This window comes from Maritalea sp. YIW29 (assembly GCF_057219265.1).
The window spans coordinates 612,454-636,287 of sequence record NZ_JBXVVF010000001.1 but is presented as its reverse complement, the minus strand read 5'-3'; the positions used below and the strand labels follow the sequence as shown (position 1 = coordinate 636,287).

9 protein-coding genes and 3 tRNA genes are annotated in these 23,834 nt (G+C 48.2%); 4 read left to right on the top strand and 8 right to left on the bottom strand.

The window, feature by feature from the left end:
* Positions 1-2 precede the first annotated feature (2 nt).
* From AC2D8L_RS03145 to AC2D8L_RS03125, 5 genes are all read right to left on the bottom strand, one after another.
* Positions 3-10,190 carry a cadherin repeat domain-containing protein gene (locus tag AC2D8L_RS03145; protein WP_484683998.1) on the bottom strand — a complete coding sequence of 3,396 codons (10,188 nt, stop codon included), beginning with the start codon at positions 10,188-10,190 and terminating at the stop codon, positions 3-5.
* A 94-nt stretch (positions 10,191-10,284) separates the two neighbouring features.
* Positions 10,285-14,922 carry an SH3 domain-containing protein gene (locus AC2D8L_RS03140; RefSeq protein ID WP_484683997.1) on the bottom strand — a complete coding sequence of 1,546 codons (4,638 nt, stop codon included), beginning with the start codon at positions 14,920-14,922 and terminating at the stop codon, positions 10,285-10,287.
* 670 nt (positions 14,923-15,592) lie between these two features.
* Entirely contained in the window at positions 15,593-15,853 is a 261-nt protein-coding gene (locus AC2D8L_RS03135) for an L-rhamnose isomerase (protein ID WP_484685142.1), read from the bottom strand.
* 1 nt (position 15,854) lies between these two features.
* Positions 15,855-15,928, bottom strand: a tRNA-Gly gene (locus AC2D8L_RS03130).
* Positions 15,929-15,959: 31 nt separating this feature from the next.
* A tRNA-Tyr gene (locus tag AC2D8L_RS03125) sits at positions 15,960-16,044 on the bottom strand.
* A 223-nt stretch (positions 16,045-16,267) separates the two neighbouring features.
* Here AC2D8L_RS03125 and rlmB point away from each other — a divergent pair.
* From rlmB to AC2D8L_RS03110, 3 genes are all read left to right on the top strand, one after another.
* The gene (gene rlmB / locus AC2D8L_RS03120; protein ID WP_484683996.1) at positions 16,268-17,026 is read left to right on the top strand and encodes a 23S rRNA (guanosine(2251)-2'-O)-methyltransferase RlmB; all 759 of its coding nucleotides are present in this window, start codon (positions 16,268-16,270) and stop codon (positions 17,024-17,026) included.
* A 72-nt stretch (positions 17,027-17,098) separates the two neighbouring features.
* On the top strand, positions 17,099-17,875 hold the full coding sequence (locus tag AC2D8L_RS03115) for a hypothetical protein (RefSeq protein ID WP_484683995.1): 777 nt from the start codon (positions 17,099-17,101) through the stop codon (positions 17,873-17,875).
* 72 nt (positions 17,876-17,947) lie between these two features.
* On the top strand, positions 17,948-19,003 hold the full coding sequence (locus AC2D8L_RS03110; protein WP_484683994.1) for a serine hydrolase domain-containing protein: 1,056 nt from the start codon (positions 17,948-17,950) through the stop codon (positions 19,001-19,003).
* A 27-nt stretch (positions 19,004-19,030) separates the two neighbouring features.
* Here AC2D8L_RS03110 and AC2D8L_RS03105 read toward each other — a convergent pair whose 3' ends face one another.
* Together AC2D8L_RS03105 and AC2D8L_RS03100 are read right to left on the bottom strand one after the other, a co-directional pair.
* Complete coding sequence (locus AC2D8L_RS03105) at positions 19,031-20,890, bottom strand: putative bifunctional diguanylate cyclase/phosphodiesterase (RefSeq protein ID WP_484683993.1); 1,860 nt, start codon at positions 20,888-20,890, stop codon at positions 19,031-19,033.
* A gap of 712 nt (positions 20,891-21,602) precedes the next feature.
* Positions 21,603-21,678: transfer RNA gene (locus AC2D8L_RS03100), tRNA-Thr, on the bottom strand.
* A gap of 179 nt (positions 21,679-21,857) precedes the next feature.
* Here AC2D8L_RS03100 and AC2D8L_RS03095 point away from each other — a divergent pair.
* A complete protein-coding gene (locus tag AC2D8L_RS03095; RefSeq protein ID WP_484683992.1) occupies positions 21,858-22,634 on the top strand; it encodes an NAD kinase in 777 nt (258 codons plus the stop codon).
* A gap of 1 nt (position 22,635) precedes the next feature.
* Here AC2D8L_RS03095 and AC2D8L_RS03090 read toward each other — a convergent pair whose 3' ends face one another.
* Positions 22,636-23,829 carry a DUF2336 domain-containing protein gene (locus AC2D8L_RS03090; RefSeq protein ID WP_484683991.1) on the bottom strand — a complete coding sequence of 398 codons (1,194 nt, stop codon included), beginning with the start codon at positions 23,827-23,829 and terminating at the stop codon, positions 22,636-22,638.
* Positions 23,830-23,834: the final 5 nt, after the last annotated feature.

Sequence of the window (23,834 nt, the reverse complement as noted above, 5' to 3'; positions counted from 1 at the left end):
TCCTAATTAAACGAGAAGCTGTTTCTAGACTCTCTAGTTTTAGCGACGCCTGCACATGATCCGTCAGGCCTCAGAATTGAGAAAACAAAGCCTCGAGCAGATTCTATGTCCCAACTCTCAGCTGGTTCGACAATCGAATGCGCTAACGGCTGGTTGTCATAGTCCACGTTCTGGCCTTCGTAGTTCACCCAATAAACATACAGATTGGATGTTCCAGTGTTTTGGATCGTCAGCTTGGTCTCATTGTCGTTCAGATACTGCGATGCCTCTCTTTCTGCATAGCAACCTTGCGCAACTAGGTTTGGATCAAGTGCTGGTGGACGCTGATTGCCGCCAACTGTACCGCCGCCCTGATCGCCACCATTGTTGTTGTCATTATTAGGTGTAGGAGCTGCCGGCGAGAAGTAAGCCAAGCACTCAAAGTAAGCCACTTCATTGTTGAAGGTCGATGGTGAGTTCACATCATCATCTTCGGCAATACAAATGTTTCGATCAACCTCAGACACATTGGGGAAGTCAGCTTCAGTATATGGACCCTGCGGGTTCTCATACCACCGTTGAATATAGGTCGGCTGTTGTGGGTTCTGCGGCGGTGGTACGAACCTATCAAGACAACGCACAAACTCAGCTTCGTTGTTGAACGAAGCAACCAGGTTCTCGTTTTCATTGTCGTCATAGCAGACATCAATATGTTCGGTTGGCACCAACGGGTATTCACTCAAAATGTTTGGCCATTGTGGATTGTCATACCAGTTCACAAACTTTGGCTTAGGCGGCACAAAGCGATCAAGGCAACGAACAAACTCTTCTTCATTGTTAAACGAAGAAGTCAGCGACTTATTCTCGTTGGCTGTGTAGCAAGCATCAATATAAATATCAGTAACTTCAGGGTACTCATCCAAGATGTTCGGCCACTGTGGATCATCGTACCAATTCACGAACGGCGGTACATACCTCTGCAAACAACGCACAAACTCAGGTTCATTGTTAAACGCCACCTTTATGTTTTCATTTTCGTTATTCGCATAGCACTGATCAACATGATCCTGCGGCACCAGCGGATGCTCACTCAGTATATTGGGCCACTGCGGATTATCGTACCAGTTCACGAATGGCGGCACATAGCGATGAAGACACTCTACGAACTCACTTTCGTTGTTAAATGCTTCTGCTAGACTTTCATCTTCGTTGCGCTCGTAACAGGCATCAATGGCATCCTGTGGCACCTTTGGATAGTCGAGCAATATATTTGGCCACTGCGGATTGTCGTACCAGTTGATGAACACCGGGGTATGACGCTCTAAGCAATCAAAGAACTCAACTTCGTTATTGTAAGTCGCTGGCTGTTTATGGTCATTGTCGGCAGCAACGCACTTCGCGCGGTCAGTGGCAATGACTTTGGGGAAGTCAGCCTCAACGCGAGGGCCTTTGGGATTGTTGTACCAACGCTCAACGCGGATAAGATTGAAGTTAAACACGCCAATCTTTGAAGACCCATCATCGCTAGTCGCTTTGATGCGAATTATAGACGCATTTTCGGTCTCTGGATCCAGCTTCGAGATATCTCTTACCCAAACCACGCCCGTTTGAGAGTCGACCCCAAACGGGCCATTGTAGTATCGACCTGCTGCATCAACGACTTCGTACTTCACTTTATGAATGTAGAAATCATCGCCATCGCCGTCTCGAGCATAGGCGGTGATCCCCACCGCCGCATTAAACTCAGCGTGCTCATGCAACTGATTAACGCTCGCATCAGTATCGCTGACTTCACTTATGCTAAACTCATTTACATCGCGAACCTTAATTACAAACTCAACCTCATCACCCCATTGATTGCGACTTCCATCGCTGCTTTGGGCAGAAACTCTCACTCCCGCGTTGCCAAGGTTGTTTAGGGTTTCATAGTCAATTGGGCCGGCAACACTTATCACACCGGTTTTTGGATCAAGCGCGAACTTCCCCCCACTGCTGTCAATTAGCTTGTAGACGGTAGTGTCGCTAACATCACGGTCTTCTGCAAACGCCGTAACACCAACAAGTGTGCCCATCGCAGCATTTTCATCAACGATGTTTACATCATCGTTACTGTCTCGAAGGTGGCCAATCTCGTGCTCATTGACATCTAAAACATCCACGTCGAATGTTGCTGAGCTTCGGGAACGATCTGTGCTGCTTGCGTAGACCTTTATGCTGTGTTTTGTTTTGCTCTCGGCATCCAACCAACTGTTGACGGAGATAACACCTGATTTTGGATCTATCTTGAATATCGGCGTAGAACTGTTCGGCCAAAACTCTTCGACAACTCTATAACTAACAGTGTCTGACGCATCGGCATCACTGGCAAATGCAGTTATGCCAACTGATGCGCCCTCTTTTGCATCCTCGCTTACAACATTTGGCTCGTTATCGTTGTCGGCAACCGCACTGATGCCGAAATCATTGGTGTTCGCAACTGGCACCACAAAGCTCTTTCGAGAAACTGAGCCGTCTGTGCTTGAAGCAACAATTTGCAAGGTGAAACTGGAGAACTCCCCAATCAACCTGCTTACAGTTACTTCACCGCTATTAGGATCAATCACAAATGGTAGGGTTCTACCATTGGCAAGCGAAAATGCCACTTCATCTGTTGCATCGTCATCACGAGCATGAACATCCAAGTTTATTCCAGTGCCAACTTTTGCCTTCTCTGAAACAGAGATCGCTCCTGCAGCCTCATTGTAGACTTCAGCAACGTCAAACTCATCAACATCGTTTATCGCAACTGTGAATATCTTTTCGCTCGTCGACGTATCTGAACTCGTCGCTTTGATGCTCACTTCAATTCTGTCACTTACTTCGCGGTCTATTTCTTCATTGAGCGTTACGACACCTGTTACTGGATCTACAACGAACCAAACACTGTTGTGAGCCCCACCCATGCTGTAGCGCACCGTGTCACCAACATCTTCATCGGAAGCGAATGCTGTTATGCCTAGCGGAGTTCCAAGCGGTGCATTCTCATCAATCGCATCAACAGATTCATTCGCATCGCTAATCTCACTAACAGAGGCCTCGTTGGCATCTTCAATATTGATATCAAAGGTAGTCTTACTTGTGGAGCCATCCGAGCTAGTGGCTGTCACTTCGATCATGTGGGATTTGGCGGTTTCCCAATCAAGTGCGCCCGCAATGGTCACCCGACCACTTTCCGGGTCGATTGCGAACAAATCGCCCGAACTATCAGACAGGCTGTATTGCACAGTATCACTGCTGTCCGCATCGCTTGCTTTCGCCGTAAAGCCGACAATTGAGCCGATTGGTGCCGTTTCAAAAATCGGTCCCACGACGATGCCATCATTATGAACATTTGCAATCGGGCCGACCGAGTTGTCGTTAACCGCACCAACTTCAATAGTTACGTTCATTTTGGAACTGGTTGTGTCTTCGCTTACTGCGACTACTTCAAGAAGATGGCGAACAGCCGTCTCGTAATCTATATTGCCCGCGACGGTGATCACGCCTGTATTTGCGTCAATTTCAAACAATTTGTCATGACTGGTGGTTGAAGCACCAAGGTGAGAGTCAAAGTGGTAAGTTACGTCATCATCAGGGTCGCCTGCGAAGGCAGTTACACCCACTGTCGAGCCAACTGCTGCGTTTTCGGCGATTAAGTTGGCAGACTTATCAGAGTCCTCGATATTGCCGATCGTTGGCAATTTTTTACCCCAAAACTTAAGTCGATTTTCCGTTATCCACTTGCCATCTTGACGAAGTATTTCCTCTGTTCTGAAGTCGGAATAACGTTCACTTCTCAACGATCCGTCCGTGTAAAGCACATCGACCCGTTGCTCCACCGTCGCAAAAAACTTCGTGCCAGCAGCATTGAAAGTCATTTCAATGCTGCTGCTATTCATGTTTACAATCGCTGAACACTTGTCTTTTGTTAAGCTAACATCAAAATCCATGGCTGTAGCGAAGGGCTGTCCCGCAAAATCGTTTCCACGTAACTGATGTGGGAAATCATTGTCGATGATCCAAGAAGAAAGCGAAGGGTCTAGAGGCTGTCGACGACCACCAAAATCGTACGTACCAACTTCCCATCCACCACCAAGCTGTTCTTTTGACTGCTGACCAAATGATTGACTAAAATCGCAGGCTTCTTTGGCCTGACGGGTTTCAAGTTTTGCAACTTCCTCCTTATGCGTAACTACATCTTTTTTCCATTGCTTGGCGCGTTCATCAAATGCCTCCGCCGATTTCTGATCACGCAGAACATAGTATGTTTTCGGCGAATCTGGGCTCTGATCATAGCGACTTGGCAAGTCAGCGATTGGCGTATACCGATCGGATTGCTGCATGATAGCTACGCAACGTTCACCGTCCATAACGGCAAGGACATCTTCGGCGCCATATTTAGACGTCCGAAATTGTTGGCCCGGCTCAATTGTGTATTGAGCTTTTGGTTTGCGCAATGTTTCGCCGTCTTTAAGAGCTCCATAAAATGACATCCACTGCAAATTCAATGGCTTGGTTCCCGAATTTACAATCGTGGGTGCCCAGTCCTTCGCGTAGTTCGGCATTGAAACGACCTTACCATAGGCGGAGCAGCCGTTGGCAATCTGGTGCTTGGACAGGTTTGCGGTTGATATACTGACAACTACGTTGTGGGGGGCAACAGTACTGCCAGTTACGGATGTTGATTCATCACCGAAGGTTCTCGGATCGTTTGGCCTCGCTAGATCGACAATCGCCGTGCATTTCCCTGCTTCATCAAGCACCTGATATTTTGCGGCACCGTGATCCGTAAGTTTTCCCGATTGCCCCGGCTTAAGCGTAAAAAGTGGACGATCTACATTGTATTTTTTATCGTATCCGATCCAATGAACAAACAGGTCGGTTGAGCCGGAGTTAGCAACAAATGCGGTGCTAGCGACGCCTTGCCGAATAGACTTAACACTTCCAAAGTCGAGGCAACCGTTGGCCACCTGAGTTGGGTTGAGATAATCTGAGTGTACTATCGGCACACTACCATCGCCGAAAATCAATTGTGGACTGATAGTACCTCTAACAGGCTCATACGGATTGTAGCCTTCTGTAGAGTTCCGAGATACCAGTGCTTCTATTCGATTGGACTTTTTGCTGATAAAACTGGCAACGCCCTCGCAGGTAAAATCCTTCTTGAAAATTGGATAGTGCTCACCTACGCCCCCCTTCAGGGTTTTCAACTCACCAGGCTTGATTGTTAAAACGGGCTCATGGCTCGAATATCTCCCGTCTTTATCGACGCCGAAGACATGAATATCATACGCGTTTGTGTTACCGATCCGGCGTTCGACCTGATCTCCGGCTCTCCAATTATTGGAATCTGGCTGTGTCCATTGGTACCTTTCACAACCTTGGAATTTTTGCCTTGTTGAATAAGCCTCGCGATAATAAAGGCTGGTCTCAGCTACCCTGTGGTAGGAATAGGTCTGGACACTGTCCGAAACCGTTTGCTGGTCGAACTTCAGAACGGTTCTTGCCGGCGTCGTCAGCTCAGTTGTCTTGTAAATCTCGCCGCATTTATTGCCCTCAACGACAACGAATTCATCCCCAACTACGCCTTGGAAGCTATGCACAAGAACCTGGCCCCTTGACCCCACCGAGCCAGAATACAAAAGCTCTGCCTCTGGCCCTTCAAAATTGACTTTATAAAGTGCAATGGTGGCGTGTTGACTGTAATTACCTTCCCAGAGGCTCCGAATGTCAAAGCCAATACTTCTCCCCTTTGGATTTTTACCGGGTCCAATATCGTTGTTCACCCAGCGCTCAGAACAACGATTGGCAAGCCCCGCGTTGGTGATGATGAGTTCATCATAATTGACAACAAAGCGCAGAGCATCTTCTGGGTCCACAGGGTTGGTGCCTGCCAATGCAAGCGTTTCACCAAATACATCGTATCTACCATCGCCAACCAATGCCTCATCCGCGACAAGTATCCGGCCTTCTGCCGTTTCAGTGCCTTCTTGCACGGTGTAGAGTTTGCGGTCTCCGGTCTCCAACTTGCGTACTTGGAATTCTGCATCAGTCTCAAATCTTTGCTTAGCAATTTTCTCAAGTGCTTTTTGTTCAAGCCTAAACTCTCCGTATAACCTCTTGTGTCGTAGGTCGCGTTTGAATTCAATTGTACTCCACGGATTTTCCTGATGCATCTCATCCCAGTGTTTGTCGGCATCTGGCGACTCGATTTTCATCTTCTCGATCGAAAAGAATGGATCATGTTCCGTCACAAAAAGACGACGATCGCCATTTTTCAGAAAACGTACTTCAATCTTGATTTCAGTTTCAAAACCATAGTTTTTGGCCGTTTCTAAATCAAACACAGCCTTGCCAAAACAATGATGTTCATCAGTCCAACTCGCCGACCAAGGCTTGCCGTCAAAACTACCTGAAACGGTCCCATCAGGATTAAAACTCCATTTGGCATTCTCGCCGGCAGGCACACTGGGGTTACCCAGAGAGTCAAATACAGTAACAGTCCAGTCCCCAACAAATTTTTGTTTGTTTTTGGGTGAAAGTGTGCCGCATTTTCCTTCTAAGTAGGGGTTTCTGTAACGCACCTGTTCAGAACCTACCAGCTGGTAACGCTGGTCGTCGTGTAGCTTTGCGACTTCGCGCGATTTATCCCAAATAGGTTTAAGTTCGTCCCGCTTCGCACTTTGCCGATCTGCATCATCCGAAGCCAATTGTGTGTTTTTGGCGCTGCGCTGATGCATTGCGCGCGTCGCGAGGAATTCTGTGAGTTCGACCACTTCTTCTTCGGGGACTGGAAGGCTGAGTTGGTTGCGCAGCGAGATTAGTTTATCGACTGTTTCGTCGTTGGGTTCTTGCGTCGCAATTGGATAAAGTTCGAAATCCTTCCGGTTCCGACTGCCAGTGACAATTGGCGCTCCCGGCTTCTTTTCGGTTGTAACATCCAAACTCTCGATATGAATGACCCCCTGAGAAGATTTTCCATTGTATTCTCGCCAATACTCGCCAGTTCGATAGACACTAAAGTCGTCGAACTCGAGGTGGAACCAGACTGGTAAATGTATTCGAAATTCTTTTCCCAAAGAGCTGAAATCTGTTCCATGTTCTGAAGCGACAAATTCCTCATCTAATGAAACTGTGAGGCGCTTGTCACCGATGTATTTCCACCGTCCAGTTAGAGCCTTAAAGGCTTTTCCTATCTTCACAGTTGACACAAAAATATTGTCAGACGTGATGGTCCATCGGTGTTCGTTGCCACCAGGGACATCCCAAATGCCAATGACTTTTGGCTTCGCGATTTCCGCGAACTCGGTGACTTGCTCGGCGGACAACGGGTGGTCATCTATTTTTTGCAGCCATCTTCCGTAACCAGTGTAGTCGATGCCTTCTGGCGGACCGAGTTGCAACTTTCCATTCTCATCAGTGAATTGGGTCTGGGAAAACTCATTTTTGGCCAAACGCATCGGCTCAAGGTCGCGCGGTATATCGTTTTTAGTATAAAGGACCAGCCCGTCTTTTTCGCTACTAACAACAATCTTGCCGAACGTTGTCTTTAGCTCGCAAACACCAGGAACTTTAGACCAACTGCGGAGCGTTTCGGTACCCAGATAGCCAGGTCGATAAGTGCCGTTTGAATAAAATGTATAATTAGTGTTGGTCTGTTGCATCTTCTTGGCGTGCAGATTGTCATAGACACCCAGCCGCCAGTCACCAGCTAGAAGCCGGCCGTAGTCCGTGTCATCTGCAGGACAAGTTATCTTTTTCTTGCTGGCGTCGAGCAAGGTATTGTAGACCTGCAAACCTTCATCACCAAAACGTTCCTGGATGGTTTGTGGAACAGAAACAAATCGCTTAATTCTAGCTCTCTGGCGCAACACATCTTTGTGAAGCCTTTTTACATTATTCTCAAATTCATTGACGGCGGTGTAGATCCTTTGTGAGGCTCTAAATTGTCGCTTGCAGGGTTCTACAGTTTTGTGAGCACCGTTTAGACTGGTAATCTTGATATCAACGACGTAGATACTTTTTTCAGATTCATTTCTAATGTAGGCCTGTTCGTAGGTCTCGGTACCAACCAAATCTTGAGCATGTATCACCAGCGAGCCAAGGTAATCATTAGCGCTCCCTGAATCATATTCTTTTAGCTCGATATGAAGTGGTTTTCGTCTGTCAAAAACAACCTCTACGCCGACGTTTTTCACTTGATGCATTTTGATCGTGCGCCAATCGCCACCGCCATTTGGCCACGCGGACATATCATTAATTTTGATTTCCAATTGATCGGGCGTATCTTGCGCCAAAGCCTTTATCGAATTTGTGAGAGACTTGGGGTCGATGGCTGTCAGCAATCCAGCGCCAAACCCTTTGGGCAACGCTTTCATTAGCGTGTTTTTCTCAGGTAGTGCTTCGAGCGCGCCACGCGTTGGAATATTGCGAAACAATGGTGCATTTGGTTTTTCGAAGGCGCATGTGTTGGCATCGCTAATACCCAGCGCACTTGTAATCGTCGCATCATACCGTGCAAATTCAGCTGCTAAACCTTTGGTATATTTACGTAACTCAATTTCAGCTTTTTCCCCTATTGGCGCATAAAGTGGATGGGAAGTGAGTGGAGTTGGTTCAGCTGCTGTCTGCATAACATTCGCTGACAACATGTATTCACTCTGAAATTTGTCGAGCAAGGATGCTTTAACAATAGGCTTCTCTCGCTGAATTTCAGCAAAGAGCTCATAGTCATAGCGCCCATCCCGAACAGCATCTTCAATAGAAATATTGTCAACCTTTGCTAAGCTCTCCCAAAGATCGGCAAGGTCTTGGGTCGTCAATTTGTTCAAAGGATTGTTGAGAATCTCAAGATAAATTGCCCTCTTACTTCTGAGCGATGTCACTTTCAGATTGTTCTCGGTATAAGGATACTCGACCTCGGTTCCCTCTCTTAAATCCAAATCGGCACTAATTTTTGGCTGCGCTTTCCGTTCTTCTTTTGCCAAATCCGCGAAAACGGCTTTAACGTCGGGATCGTCTGTCTTGTCTGCTGCCTCTTCATACGTCTCAATTAAAAGCTCAGATTCAGCTGCAGGCGTCAGCTTTTTGGCTTCCTCCTTGATCAGTTTCTTTGCTGCTTTTTTGGCCGCAGCCTTCGCAATTTCCTTCTTCCAGACCGCAGTGAGGCCCTTGCTAGCAGCGGCGACGGCCTTGTCGCCAGCTTTCTTAATAATGGCCTTTTTGGCGGCCGTTTTTATCTGTTGAGACAGCGATTTTTTGGCAGTTTTTTTCGCGGCCTCTTGTGCAAGGTGGGTCGCAAGTACCTTGCCTCCATGCCTAAGAGCAGAATCTCTGGCAGCCTTCGCAGCTGCTCTTTTTGCGAGTTGCGCAGCACCAAGTTTTCCAAGAGCGGCACCTCCACTTGCGATAGTGGAACCATACTCCACAGCGATATCAATTGCCGTAAATAGGGCTTCAGTCGCTTCGTCTGTGCCGGATGATGTTTTGATCGCTTGGACATTTTCAATTCTCAAAATAGCCAGGTCGCGGCCTTTGTTCGGCGGTTTCTCTTTGACCCAAACATATTTTTTGTCAGTGAATGACTGTTTCGAACGCACAATCGTACGCCCGTCGTAGACGCGCAATCCGCCAGGGTCTTCTTCTCCACCGTAGGAGTAGCCTTTTCTATTATACGCGTTGAAAAGGTACTTTGGATGGACAATCATAAATTCGCCCGGCTGGTTCGGGTTCTCTTCGAATTCCCAATGATCAGAGATTTGATCAGCCGTATACGCCTGTGACCCAACGTCATCAGTGCCTGAGATAGCCAAGCCATCCCATGCGCTAAAAATCCCTTCCGAGCCGTTGGGTCTTATCCATTCAAAAGTAATGTCGTTTGCTATGTATTTACGCATACGAAGTTTACGCTGGGAAATGGCTTTTAGATAAAGACCAGTTTCAACGTTTTTTAACAGGAAAGGCTCTGCAAACTTGAACCCTTCGCCTGTAAATCCAAGACGAGCATTCTCCAAATCTGATTTAGTGGGCTTGTAAACTCTTTTTACGGTAATTTCAGCGGATATCGAATTGGTAGCAAAGACCAAAAATATCGCTAATGGAGCGATCAACAATAAAAAATCACAAATAATGCTGCGCGTGGAAACGAACACTTCAGCCGTCGACAAGGCGATAGAACTGAAGAACTTGTTCATACAATCCAACTCTTTACAAATTGGGACGTTGCTCCCGAGCAGGCTGCCACCAAATAGGCAATGAACACAGCTTTAGGACCAAATGTCTTCACCATTAGAACCAGTTTACTCCACATGCACCGAACGCATCAGAGTCCACACTATTATGCTCGTAGTAACAGTATTCAAGATCCGCATAGCACGCGTCGTAGTTTCCGCCATGCGTTGAACTGCAGTAGTTCTGGATCTGTCCGAACGGATCACCACCATCGCTGGATTGACTGTTATCATTCGCTGGCTGTTGGTCCTGTTGTTGTTGGTTCATGCTGTCCCTGACGCTGTACAGACAATCAAAGAAAGCACCAGAGCCAAAGCCATAACCCGAACATCCATCAATGGAGTTTTGATCCATATCTGAGAACTCGCTGTCAATCCGGTTCCATGCCAAGTCTTCGGCACTTGGTCCTGAATTGCTATTCCCACCACTCGAAGACGTACTGTTAGCACTTCCTAGACCAGCATCCATGCAGTCGTAGTAACTTTTGTCGTCTGCCGGACTGTTGGGATAGCTAGTGCCACACTGCTCCGCATAGGCCGCATCAACGCTCGAATAGTCGTTGTTCTGACGAGGATCTGGTCCGGCGGCGGGCGCAGAATTTCCTCCACCAGAAGTCGTACTACCAGCACTTCCTAGTCCCGCATCCATGCAATCGTAGTAGCCCTTATCGTCTGCTGGGCTATTTGGATAGCTGGTGCCACATTGCTCCGCATAGGCCGCATCAACACTCGAATAATCGTTGTTCTGGCGCGGGTCCGGACCAGCGTTAGTCGGTGTACCGCCAGCGCCTCCTAGACCGGCATCCAAACAATCGTAGTAACTTTTGTCGTCTGCCGGGCTATTTGGATAGCTAGTGCCACATTGCTCCGCATAGGCCGCATCAACGCTCGAATAATCGTTGTTCTGGCGCGGGTCTGGACCAGCGTTAGTCGGTGTACCGCCAGCGCCTCCTAGACCGGCATCCAAACAATCGTAGTACCTCTTATCGTCTGCCGGGCTATTTGGATAGCTGGTACCACATTGCTCCGCATAGGCCGCATCAACGCTCGAATAATCGTTGTTCTGGCGCGGGTCTGGACCGGCGTTAGTCGGTGTACCACCAGCGCCTCCTAGACCGGCATCCATGCAATCGTAGTAGCCTTTGTCGTCTGTCGGGCTATTTGGATAGCTGGTGCCACATTGCTCCGCATAGGCCGCATCAACGCTCGAATAATCGTTGTTCTGGCGAGGGTCAGGCGTGTTGCCCGGTGTTGGTGATCCGGCTGAATTCGCCAATGCGGCATCTAAGCAATCAAAGAAGCCCTTATCGTCGGCTGGACTGTTTGGATGAGCTACTCCGCAGCTTTCTGATTGCGCGGCAGAAACCGCTGAATAATCTTTGTTTTCACGCGGGTCAGGCGTTGAACCCGCCGTAGGAGTACCGCCCGCATTAATCAGCGCAGCATCCAAACAATCGTAATATCCTTTGTCATCTGCAGGGCTATTTGGATACGAGTTATCGCAAACAGTTGCTGCCGCTTCAGGAACTGCTGAATAGTCGTTGTTCTGACGAGGGTCAGCCGCAACGCCTGGTGTTGGCGTACCGCCTGCTCTAATCAGCGCTGCGTCCAAACAGTCATAGAAGCCTTTGTCATCTGCAGGACTATTCGGGAAAGACGCATTACATGCTGTGGCATCCGACTTTGGCACCGCAGTGTAATCATTGTTTTGGCGCGGATCAGCTGCAACGGGTGTTGAGGCATTAGGGGCTAATGGTTGCAAAACCCCTCCACCGGCAATTTGTCCTGCATCGGCACAGTCCCAATAAGCCTTTTCGTTGTTGAATTTGGGCGAATTCGGATTGTTGTTGTCCGCTTCACATGTACCCCACCAAGCGTTTGGAACCATGTCGTAAAGACGAAATGATCTAGGGTCTTGAGGATTGTTGATCCAGTCTACAAAGTTGGGACCTTGATTATTAGCAGGAGTTCCAACACAACCTGGCATGATAATTCCCTGCTCTTTAGTGAACTTGTGGCCATTCGAGTTGAAACCTCGAACTTTCCCTGCCTTGGAAAGTTTCAAATCAAAAGTGCCATTGCCGCCGGTTATCACCAGGCGTTTGTTTGCCCAGTCAGCAGTCAGAGCAATAACCGGGCCACAAAATTCAGTCCAAGTTAGTGAATTGGTGCTCTCATTGAGTTCGATGTTTCCACTTTGTGCAGTATTACTTGAGTAAGTGCCTACAACAGTTCTGTTCTGCTGCAACGTACCACCGGAATTGTTTCCCGTTCCGCCACCTGCAGCCTTTTCAAGCGCTACAAACAATTCAAACTCAACAGCTCCACTGACTGACCCTACCAGGATTTGATAGTTGCCATTCCTTGGCAATACTCCACGGAATGACTGTGTATTTGAGCCTTGAGCAGCGCCGGCAAGCGTAGCACCGCCATCAGATGCTTGATCTATGTAAATCTCAAACACTGCATTTTGAGATGGCGACCAGATAGAAACATCAAGAGTTTGTCCTTTTTTGCCGCGAACTGTGTAGAGCGCCAGATTTTTGGCGTGTTCAATTCTACGCGTTACAATTGCAGGTGTGCCATTTGGCAAAACGTTCAATGTTTGCGTGAATATGTTTGCATTCGAGCTATTATTGCTATCGATGACTTTGCCAATGAGATCCAAAACACTAACGATGACATCAACGCCATCTTTCTTAGTGCCACTGGACGAAGGTTTGCTCGGGCGCTTGCCGTTGGTAGAACTTGCTTTACATGTGCCTTTTACACCAGAAACAGGTTTGCCACTGTTGGCACAGATTCCACCACCCCATTGATAACCAATTGCTCCGTTGCTCATCCGGATCTTAAACCACGGGTAATTTTTGTATTTCTTACCAACATTTTCAAGCAGCGTAATTGGCTGTCCGGCAGCCGTTGACCCAATCTTTTTACCATTTGCGCGTGGTGCACTGCGAACATTGCCACCACGTGATCCAGCAACCATGGGGAACTTCGAATTTGCGTTGGTAGCGCCTGAAGAAGGTCGGGTTGGACGACCACCTGTTCTTACTGGTGTCGTTGTTGTTCCTGCAGTTGGTCGCGTCGGTCGCCCTGTCGTCGTTGTTGTGGTTGTAGAAGGCCGTGAAGGACGACCAGCTGTAGTGGTCGTTGTCGTTGTGGTTGGTGTGGCCGCAGAGTTATTTGACGATGGGCGCGTCGGCCGGCTAGAGGTCGTCGTTGTTGTTGTCGTCACTGTTGGACGCCCAGTTCGACCTGTTGTCGTCGTTGTTGTGGTTGTGTTTGTGGGGCGTGTCGAAGCGGATTGTGGCGCAGCTTGGCCCAAATTTCCATTCTTTGGCGTCGTCGCCACGGTCGCATCAGGCGTTATATTGGTGATGAGCAGAATGCCACCATTTTCATCGGGATTTCCAAGCCGGTCAACAATTGGTGCACCGGAGAAATCCATGAATTGTCCTGCTGCAATGACGAGCAAGTCTTCAATTAGCAGCATGTCCGTTGGTCGATACTGCCCTCCTTGAACATTAGGCAATTGCAGGTCGACCGTGCGCATAATCTCCATATTCAGCAACGACAAGACATAGATCCTGCCCGTCTCGCTTACAGCATAGATGAACACACCATCAGACGCTGCCATCATGATCATTTCTGGAAAAACAACGCGACCTTCTTCAGCAAAAGTATCTGCGTCTATTTTGACAACAAGTCCTTGATCGCTCCCACCGCCACGACGGCCCGCCGCAATTACGGATTGATAATCAGTTGATAGGCTCCATAGATCAGAATCTGGAAGTGCAATCACGCGAGAATTCAAAGTATTCTTGTCGACAATCGTGAGTTCTTCACGGTTTGCGTGAGAAACCCATACACCATTGTGCATTGGAAGAATGTCCGTTGCCCATTCGCCGAGATCTCCCGAAGAGTTTTGAACGCCTGAACGTCCATTAACGCTAATAACGCTGCTGTTAGATGATCCACAGCTGCTCGATGCCAAAACCCACAAGGTGGCGTCTTCGACATCCATTGCGTCGACACACTCAGCAAAAGTTGTAAGGGTTGTCGTCCTGCGTTTTGTGTCGTGCTTCAAAATCTTTTTGTCAGTAGCAATCAACGAATAGACATTGCTATCTTCGCCAACAACTACCTCAACTGGCAGTCTGCCGACGTCATATTGTTTAGCAACTTCGTGGGTATCAAACTCAATTTCTGTAACAGTTCTTTGGCCACTGTCTGCTGTCCAAATAAACCTTCCATCGAAAGCAATGCTCTCTAGCCATTTTCCTGCCTCGATTAGTGTTGGCTCGTGAACAATGGTGTCTGCAACATAGTTTGACGCGTTGCCCCCTCCAGCTTCACCACAACCAATGTCAGGGCTAGCATCACCCTGCTTGAAACCGCACTCAAGTATGGATTGCTGAATTTCAAGCGCGTTAGGTTCATTCGGATCATTTGGCAGTGTCGAAGCAGCACTTTGGCACGCCACAATTGCAGCATTCAGGGATTCGGCAATGCTAGCACTTCTGGGTTGTTTATCGTTATTCTCCTGTAGACAAACGACGTACAGCAAAACATCGAGGTCACTCGATGGGGTGACATACCGTGCATCACGCACGTCATAAGCCCAAGCTTGTGTCAAAAACGAAACGAAGACGACAACAGAAGCCAGAGCTCTGGCTAAACCAAAAACGCGCAAAATATCTCTCCCATAAATGCCGTCTCAGCCTTCAAAAACTCAAATCGACAAGCCCCTTGGTTCCACAAAATCACAATAAAGAATGCGAGACAAGCGAATTAATAATTTGGTTACCTTTGAAAAAGTCAAAATAGATCAATAATTTAGTTAGTTGAAAACTGCCATCAATCGGAAGATCACGATCTAGGCGCAAGCGCGCGCCGATGACATTATAAGTAGTTTCCACTACCACAAGTCGTCTGATTTATGGAGCCGATTTCGCAGCGGAATTTTTACAAATCGAAGATGGAAGCGCCAGCTAACATTCATCCAACCAACGGCTCAAACCGCCTGCTAACGACAACTTATTTGTGCCTATTGATAAGCTTTCGCCTAACGTCATTTCTGGGACGCACTTTGAAGAAGAAAATCAAATCAGAATGGTGCGTTGGTAACGATTACCAACCTATCGATCACGCAAAGCTTGAAGCTCCAAAGCAGCTCAACCTCAGAATTTGCATATAGGTTAGCATCTCCAGTTCAACCTACACGGCCAACTGCTCTTTCAAAGGCGAAGCCCGCAAAACTCTCAAACGACAAGCTAGCAGTATTCGCGAAAAAACAAGAAAACTGCTATCAATCGTCTAAACTTAGTTTTTATTTCGAAACTGCCGTTTTTGAGCTCTGTCATCTAGCCGCGAGCTGTAACTTTGTTTTGGTAAGTTCCGAAATCTTCTATCAGAGATCGCCCATGGGCACAGTTATGTCTGTCACAAAACTCGATCCAAACCTCAACGCATGGCAGATCAATGAGTTCTTCGGTCAACAAAAGTCGCTTTGTAAAGTCTAGATTTGCTTCGGACCTTTGCAGTTCGCTCATTGGTGATATGAGTGCTAGCAAAAGAGCTTTCTGCATGTTGCGGACACCGACGACCCATGCGACGCTCCCGATCTGGAGCGGGTAGCGGGAATCGAACCCGCATATTCAGCTTGGAAGGCTGCTGCACTACCATTGTGCTATACCCGCGTCCTGCAAGGACCGATCTTTTGACATTGAATGGTGGAGGGGACTGGATTCGAACCAGTGTAGCCTAAGGCGCCAGATTTACAGTCTGGTGGTATTAACCACTCACCCACCCCTCCACATTTATTCAATGCAACTCGGGTCCGAGTCTTATTAATTTGAACACTTAAATGAAACAAACTAACGCGCGGTTTATGGTCACCATGGCGCGATCTGTCAACACTAAATATGTTGTTTTTGTGAACCTTTCTTGTTCGCGCCCGAAATCCAGCGTTTTACAACATCAATGCTTTTCACCAATTGTGCTGGACCTGCCGCCTTAATCGCGGTACCGAGCATCCCATGAAAGATAAATCCAGATTTCAGCCTCGTCGCAAACCGAAACGCAATCCGATTGATGACGGGCAATATTACATCTATGGCATTCACCCCGTTCAAGCAGCCCTTGGCAATACGGAACGCGAAAAGCACACGCTCTACGCAACACCCAATGCGCTGAACCGCTTGAAAGAGGAAGGCGCTGAACTCACCGTAAAGGTGAAGGATGTAACGCCCAAGCGTCTTGACGAAATGCTCGGCAAGGACGCCGTACACCAAGGCGCAGCGCTTCACTGCAAGCCAATTGAACGGCAATCATTCAATGGCCTTGAAGATGCGCAGCTTCTGTTGGTACTTGACCAAGTTACTGACCCACACAATGTGGGCGCAATATTACGCTCCGCTTGCGCGTTCGGCGCGAATGCAGTGGTCACCCCTGCCCGGTTTTCTCCGCAAGAATCTGGCGTTTTGGCAAAGTCTGCTTCCGGCGCGCTGGACTGGACGCCCATGATCGAAGTCAAAAATTTGGGCAATGCTATTCAAGAACTCAAAAATATGGGCTTCACTTGCCTCGGGTTCGATTCTGAAGCACCAGAGCAACTCCAATCGGGCAGACATGGCGACAAATTGGCCATAATCTTGGGTGCTGAAGGCAAAGGCCTAAGACAGCGTACACGTGACCTTTGTGATCAAATGGTGCGTTTAGACATGCCCGGCCCGATCAAGTCGCTCAACGTATCAAACGCAGCTGCAATTGCTCTATTTGCGGCAACGAGCAAGTAAACACGAAAACAAAATGCTGGCATGCTAATTGCATTTATTTCGACATAGATTTTCTTTGTCGATGGTATATTTATGCAAATTTCCCCAGCAAACGCCCACGAACTGCGTAGAACAAGCGTGTTCGCGGCTTCCACTCAGCAAACTTACATGCCGCCAGCAAAAGCGGATGGTGACAAACAGGCCGGTCCAGCAGCAAATTCTGCCCCACGGGCGGTAATTTCTGCCGAGCCCAAATTGTCATCCAGCATGCTGCATTTATTGTTGAAAGCGCAAGAAACCTCATCATCGTCACCGTCATCGAGTGATGTCCCTATGCTGGAAACTAGTAAGGGCAGAGTAGCCATGGACTTTGATAAGATCTATGCAAACGATCCGCCCAAGCCCACAGGCGAAGTCAAACTATCTGACATTCCGTTTTTGATGCCGAATGCAGAAAACATCACGATACTTTCAGAGCATGCCTCGCAAAATTTCAAACAAATGCTGGCCGATAACGATATTCCAGAATCCCCGGGAATAATCACGTATGATCGCGAGGGCAGTATGAACCTGCCCTCAGATTATGCCTATGCCGAAGAGCTCCAACAAGCCTTGAAGGATAATCCGGGCTTAGACCGAGAATTACGCGACCTGAACGCCCTCAGCAGCCATTTTGCTGAATTGCAGGCTCTTGAGCCGCTTCATGCCGAGCTAGACGCGGCCGAAACCAAACAACAAATCGAGCAAATTATTGAAAAATATGCCTACCTGTTGGACGACAACAAAAAGGCCAAAAGCATTTCGCTACAATTTGCTGAGGACGGTACAATAAGTGTCAATGCTGACAATGAACCGCTGAGACTGGCTTAACGTCCAATCCTTAGGAAGGCTTTAGATATACCGTCACGCGTTTGGTGACACATTTGAAAGAAGGTTTGCGCAATGGCTTTGCGATTAGTTTTGGCCAGTATCTTGTGGGCATTTGCCGGGTGTGCGCTGGCGCAATCCAATTCGCTGACTGACGAACTCACCCACTATCTGGAACATAATGATATTGATGGGGCGAGCTTTCTCGTCGAAATGGACGGCAAAAACATCGCGATAGCTCAAGGCACCATTGACGAAGCAGGTGAAATCGAAACGAAGGCGAATACTCGTTTCTATATCGCTTCGACCGGCAAAATGATGACCGCGGCCGCCATTCTTTCTATGGTCGAAGAAGGCAAACTACAACTCGACGCCCTCGTTTGGCCTCACATCAAGTCCATCGCAGGGATAGAGCGACTGGAAAACGCAAACAAAGTGACGTTGCGGCAATTGCTCAACCATACATCTGGACTTGCAGAATATCTTGGCGATGAATTTGGCGATGCAAGCGACAATGATCCGACCAAGAGATGGACAGCGGCTGAAGCGCTGGCCTTGGCATTTGACGCGGAGCCAGCCTTTTCCCCAGGATCGTCATTTGAATATACAAACACCAACTATGTTCTGCTGGGGCACATCCTAGACGTCGTCGATAGATCGCTGGAAAACGCCTTACAAAAACGAGTATTTGACAAAGCTGGCATGACACAAACAAGCGTTGGAGCCAACCCGAACGAGATCGGATTGGCGCGCGGGTTTGATGAAGATGGAGATGATGCCAGTGAACAAGCATGGGCGAGCATTCTTGGTGACGGTCCGGCCGTCTCAACCTCGCAGGATGTTGCAAAATTCATGCACGCGCTCTTGGGTGAAAAATCAATTTTAGGCTCCAACATTCTCGACCAAATGCTCACCGGATCGGCCCATGACAAAAGCTATGGGCTAGGCATTGGCATCGATAGCGATGAGTGGGGCGAATGGTATGGCCACGCAGGCTCATATGGCGGCTACGAGGCTGATGTGCGCTACTACGAAGAAGAACAAGCCGTGTATGTTGTTCTGATGAACGGCAATCCGGGCGAAGAGGACGCGTTTTTGGATCTTGCAGCCGAGCTCGTTTGGAAAAATTGAGGTAAAATTGCAGGACGGATTGGACCGCTATGACGCGAGGATTTTGCGGATAGATTCAAATCGATCTGGCATAGGCAAAATATCAGCAACAATCGGCGGAATATCCACTTCTTTAAGCCAATTGATTGCGTCACAAACTGGCATTGGTCGACCAACGCCGTAACCTTGGATGACGTCACAACCTGCGGCCAATAGCAATTGCGCTTGTTCTTTATCTTCAATGCCTTCAGCAACAACACTTAGACCCAACTCGGCACACAAATTGATCACCGCACGAACAATGGTCAGCGTTGATTTGTCATGCATCATATCGCGGATCATGACCCGATCAATCTTAACGCCATTCGTCGCAATACGCGCCAGATGGGCCAGCCCAGCATATCCCATGCCAAAGTCATCCAGTTCCACCTTAAACCCAGCCTGAACCAGAGCTTGGATGGTTTCGATGTTATAGCCAGTTGTTCCTTCTAGAAGGTTTGATTCTAGAACTTCAATCGTCACCTGCTTGTTGCTCAATCCTCTTCGAGCAACTTCTTGAATGAGCCGTTTAATGAAGTTTGGCCTGTTCAACGTGGCCGCAGAAACATTGATCGACATCCGCATATTCTGATACCCAAGATCACGCATGTCTTTCAGAGCATCCAGCGCGCCCCACATAGCAACCTTATCGATTTCAGACATCAAGCCATTCTGTTCGGCAACTGGCAAAAACTCACCGGGCGCAAGTTTTCCAAACTCAGGATGGTGCCAGCGAATAAGCGCTTCAAACCCATGCACCTCATTTGCAACGAGGCTATATTGGGGCTGAACATCTACGATCAGCTCACCATTTTCAATGCCTTGAGCAAGCTGCGAGGACAGCTTCATTCTGCGCTCATAGAGCTTGCCGATTTCCTGATTAAAGCATGACAAACCATTTCGACCGCCCCGCTTAACGTCATAAAGCGCTACATCAGCATGTTTGATTAACTCACTCGCAGAACAGCAGCTTTCGTTTGAAATCGCGATGCCAATACTACACCCCACCGATATGAGATGTTCATCATGCTCGAACGGCTTATGAATTTCAGCAAGAATGCGATTGGCCATCTCTTCAAGCGGCTCAAAACTATCTGCTTGCGGACAAATAATCAGAAATTCATCGCCCCCAAATCGGCCGGACATGCCAAGTTCACACACATTATTCGTCAATATGCTCGCTGTGTGTTTGAGCACTGCATCACCAGCATCATGCCCCAACGTGTCATTGATGGCTTTGAAATTATCCAAGTCAATGTGCAACAGCCCCACACTCTTGTTGGACTGTTGAGTCAGCGAGATTTGCTCATCAAGAAATGAAGATAGTTTCATCCGGTTGGGCAGTCCGGTCAACGTATCACTTTCAGCCAACTCGCGATTCAAGGCCTCAGATCGTTTGAGTTCCTTTTCGTGCTCAACTTGCTCGGTAATATCCCGAGCGATCACAATGATTTTCGCTTCTCCATCGTCGCCCTGCATGCATGCCGCAAAGCTAAGCTGGTTCCAAAACAATTCGCCATTTTTGCGCATGTTCAGGACACATTCAAAGTCTGCTAGCGCACCTGTCGAAAGATCATAACGAAAATCGGCAATTTCTTGATCTGTTGGCCGATGTTCAGGGGGTAAAATGAATGATTGCGGGTTGCGACCCAAAATCTCTTTCTCACAATAGCCAGTAAGCCTGGAATAGGACGGATTGCACCACTCAATTACGCCTCTAACATTTTGGATAAACAAAGCGTCTTTGGCATTGTTCACAATCATTTCCATCAACGCATTATCAGCGCGCATTCGGCGCAATTCGCTTTCAAGCCGTAGCGTTCTAAAGCGCGAAGATAAATTTGAAAATAGTCGCTTTACTCTTTGCATATTACCTAAAGTCGTCCGCTGGGCTGGTCTCCCACGAATGTGATTGTAATGCTTACAATCAAATTCACCAGCCAATTCCCCAATATATGTAGGGTATGCCGTGCATCTTAACCGCAACCAAACGCCTGCAAAAAAAGTTTGATATTTGCAATTAGGCCTAATGAGCACTTAACACTCACAAGCGGAGTATTACGCAAATGATGGTGCCCAGTCCCGCATTGCCAGCATGTTTTGCCCAGCCGTCAAAGTGTTTCCGGTTTGCCGAATCAAATTTCGACACGTTTCAACTTGAAACCGAATTCGAGGACACCATCTTTGATCGACAGTGGTATGAGTTAGGGGGAAAGTCTGTCCAAAAGGGATAAAAGGCGCTTCGAACGCCAGTTTGATCGTATAGAGAGCAAGGTGCCATCAGCCTTTCGGCGCGCACTTCAGTTCCTGCGTCACCCCTATGCCCGTCTTATTCGCATACCCCTCGGATTTCTGCTTGTCCTTGGTGGCATTCTAAGCATTTTGCCATTCTTGGGCATCTGGATGCTGCCACTGGGTCTCTTGTTGTTAGCGATCGACATTCCATTTCTTCAAGCCCCAGTTGGCCAATGGATAATTAGAATACGTCGATGGTGGGAGAATTGGCGCAGAAAGAGATAGGCCACGGAGCAAGGCACAATGACTTGATTGTTCAAATAAGCTAAGTAATTTTGGGAAAAAGTGGTGCCGGTTGAGAGACTTGAACTCCCGACCCTCTGATTACAAATCAGATGCTCTACCAACTGAGCTAAACCGGCAACGCGCGCTTGATACATCGTCACAGCACCCGACGCAAGCATGATTTTGGCAAAAGCCAAATTTTTTTTACCAGCCAATTCTAAGGGGACCGTTTGCAAAAATTTGGGGCTTTCCCAATCCCTTAGGATTGTGGCACGGTGCAACTCATGTCCGCAAAATTCACGTCCGGAGCAAATAAGTGGCAGCAATTTCGACGAGCAAAATCTCCTTTGTTTCTTCTGGCACAAAAGAGTCAGAACAGGCCAAGGCTGAATTGATCGCGAAATATGGCGATTGCCCGGCTGATGCGGCTGAGGTTATCGTTGCCCTTGGCGGCGACGGGCTGATGCTGGAGACATTACACACTGTGATGGACCGTGACGTGCCGGTCTATGGCATGAACTTCGGGTCTGTCGGCTTTTTGATGAATGATTTTGATATTGATGACCTTGCACATCGATTAGAACAGGCTGAACCGACCAAGATCCATCCGTTGCAAATGATGGCCACAACCAAACAGGGCGAAACACACAAGGCCCTAGCCCTAAATGAAGTTTCGCTTTTGCGGACGTCTTATCAAGCAGCTAAAATTGAAGTGCTTGTCGATGGCAAACCCCGACTAGACGAACTGATATGCGACGGTGTGCTTGTTGCAACACCTGCTGGGTCCACCGCATACAATCTTTCGGCCCATGGACCAATTTTGCCAATTGAAGCCCCCCTGCTCGCCCTTACGCCCATTTCGCCCTTTAGGCCAAGGCGTTGGCGCGGCGCCATTCTGTCTAACCGCGCAGAAGTGACGTTTCGTATTCGCGAGATCGAAAAACGCCCAGTAAACGCAGTGGCGGACAGCAAAGAAATCATTGATGTGGTGGAAGTGCATGTTTGCGAAGCACGAACCCATTCCGTGACGTTGCTGTTTGATCCTGGCCACAGCTTGGACGAACGTATCCTAAACGAGCAATTCGACTATTAATCTATGCTGCTGGCAACGCAAGTTGCTCTACTCTCGGCTCATCTCTTAGATGAGTGATGTTGATTGAAGCATCACTGCCTGTTTCCGCACAGAAGCTTGCCATAACGCCACGTGCAGCTTCACGGGCCAGTGCAACATTTTGCTCGTTTAGATAAGCAAATACTGTTTCAAGGCTTTCAGGGATACTGCCATCGTGATCGTCGATTAGTGCAGCAATCAACTGTGAGACGACAAAATGGCGCCCAGCAACATCAACCTCAAGATCGGCTTCGCGAGCAAGAATAGTCAATCTCGACATGAGGTTACGCAAAGACGGTTCAAATCCGCAACGTGTGTAAAGCGCGTGCAGCGCACGTCGTGTCCCTGAATGCAGAATGCCGTCAGCTTTTTGCATCGGCAGTTCAGCAAGAACGGAGAGCGCAGTAACGAAAAATTGCGTGCGTCCATTTACAATCGCATTGATCAAAAGCCGCGGCGTCAGTCGCTCTGATTGGTAGAGTGCGTAAACATAGTCAAATTGCTCCACGCTCGGCGCACCACGTACTAGCCCGGTTGTCGCCTTATCCAATTGATCGCGCATTAAACGATTTAAACGGCGGCGTTGAATACTGCCCTTAACAATGCGCGCGCCCATCAGTGCATCGGCAATTCGCTCAGTCAGCAGAAACCGACCGGCAATTGGCAAATCATCCCGTGCCAGCAAAAGGCCGCGCATTGACGCATTGTCGCACCAGCGATCTGCTAACTCGATGACCAAATCAGCAGGTAATTGCAAATCAAGACGCGCCAATAAAAGTTCATCAATCTGATGAGAATGTTGGGCGACAAGCGCCTGACAAAGTTTGACCCCAACATTTGCCCGGGCCAAAATCGCCTCCGCGACGCGCAACGCATCTTTGCTGATCAATGCGATCAGGTCGCCATCCAACAAAACGGGCGAGAACTGTACAACTGCCGCCGCAATAATGGGCTCATCTTGCGCAAGTGCGAACATAAGTGGCCGTGGCGAATTGGGTGAACGCAACAATTCGTAAGCCAGTGCAGCACGCACTTTCACCGAACTATCATCAAGGAAACTTAAAACCGCAGCATAAAGCGCCGCCTGCTCGTCTGCAGGGCCATCGTGCTCTAGATATGCACGTGCCGCAATTCTTGCGGCTTGTCCACGTTCCTCACTATGGGGGGATTGGGACAATGAAT

Coding starts and splice junctions, on each gene's coding strand:
- AC2D8L_RS03145 (WP_484683998.1), bottom strand. CDS start 10,190: ATGAACAAGTTCTTCAGTTCTATCGCCTTGTCGACGGCTGAAGTGTTC.
- rlmB (WP_484683996.1), top strand. CDS start 16,268: ATGAAAGATAAATCCAGATTTCAGCCTCGTCGCAAACCGAAACGCAAT.
- AC2D8L_RS03115 (WP_484683995.1), top strand. CDS start 17,099: ATGCAAATTTCCCCAGCAAACGCCCACGAACTGCGTAGAACAAGCGTG.
- AC2D8L_RS03110 (WP_484683994.1), top strand. CDS start 17,948: ATGGCTTTGCGATTAGTTTTGGCCAGTATCTTGTGGGCATTTGCCGGG.
- AC2D8L_RS03105 (WP_484683993.1), bottom strand. CDS start 20,890: ATGCAAAGAGTAAAGCGACTATTTTCAAATTTATCTTCGCGCTTTAGA.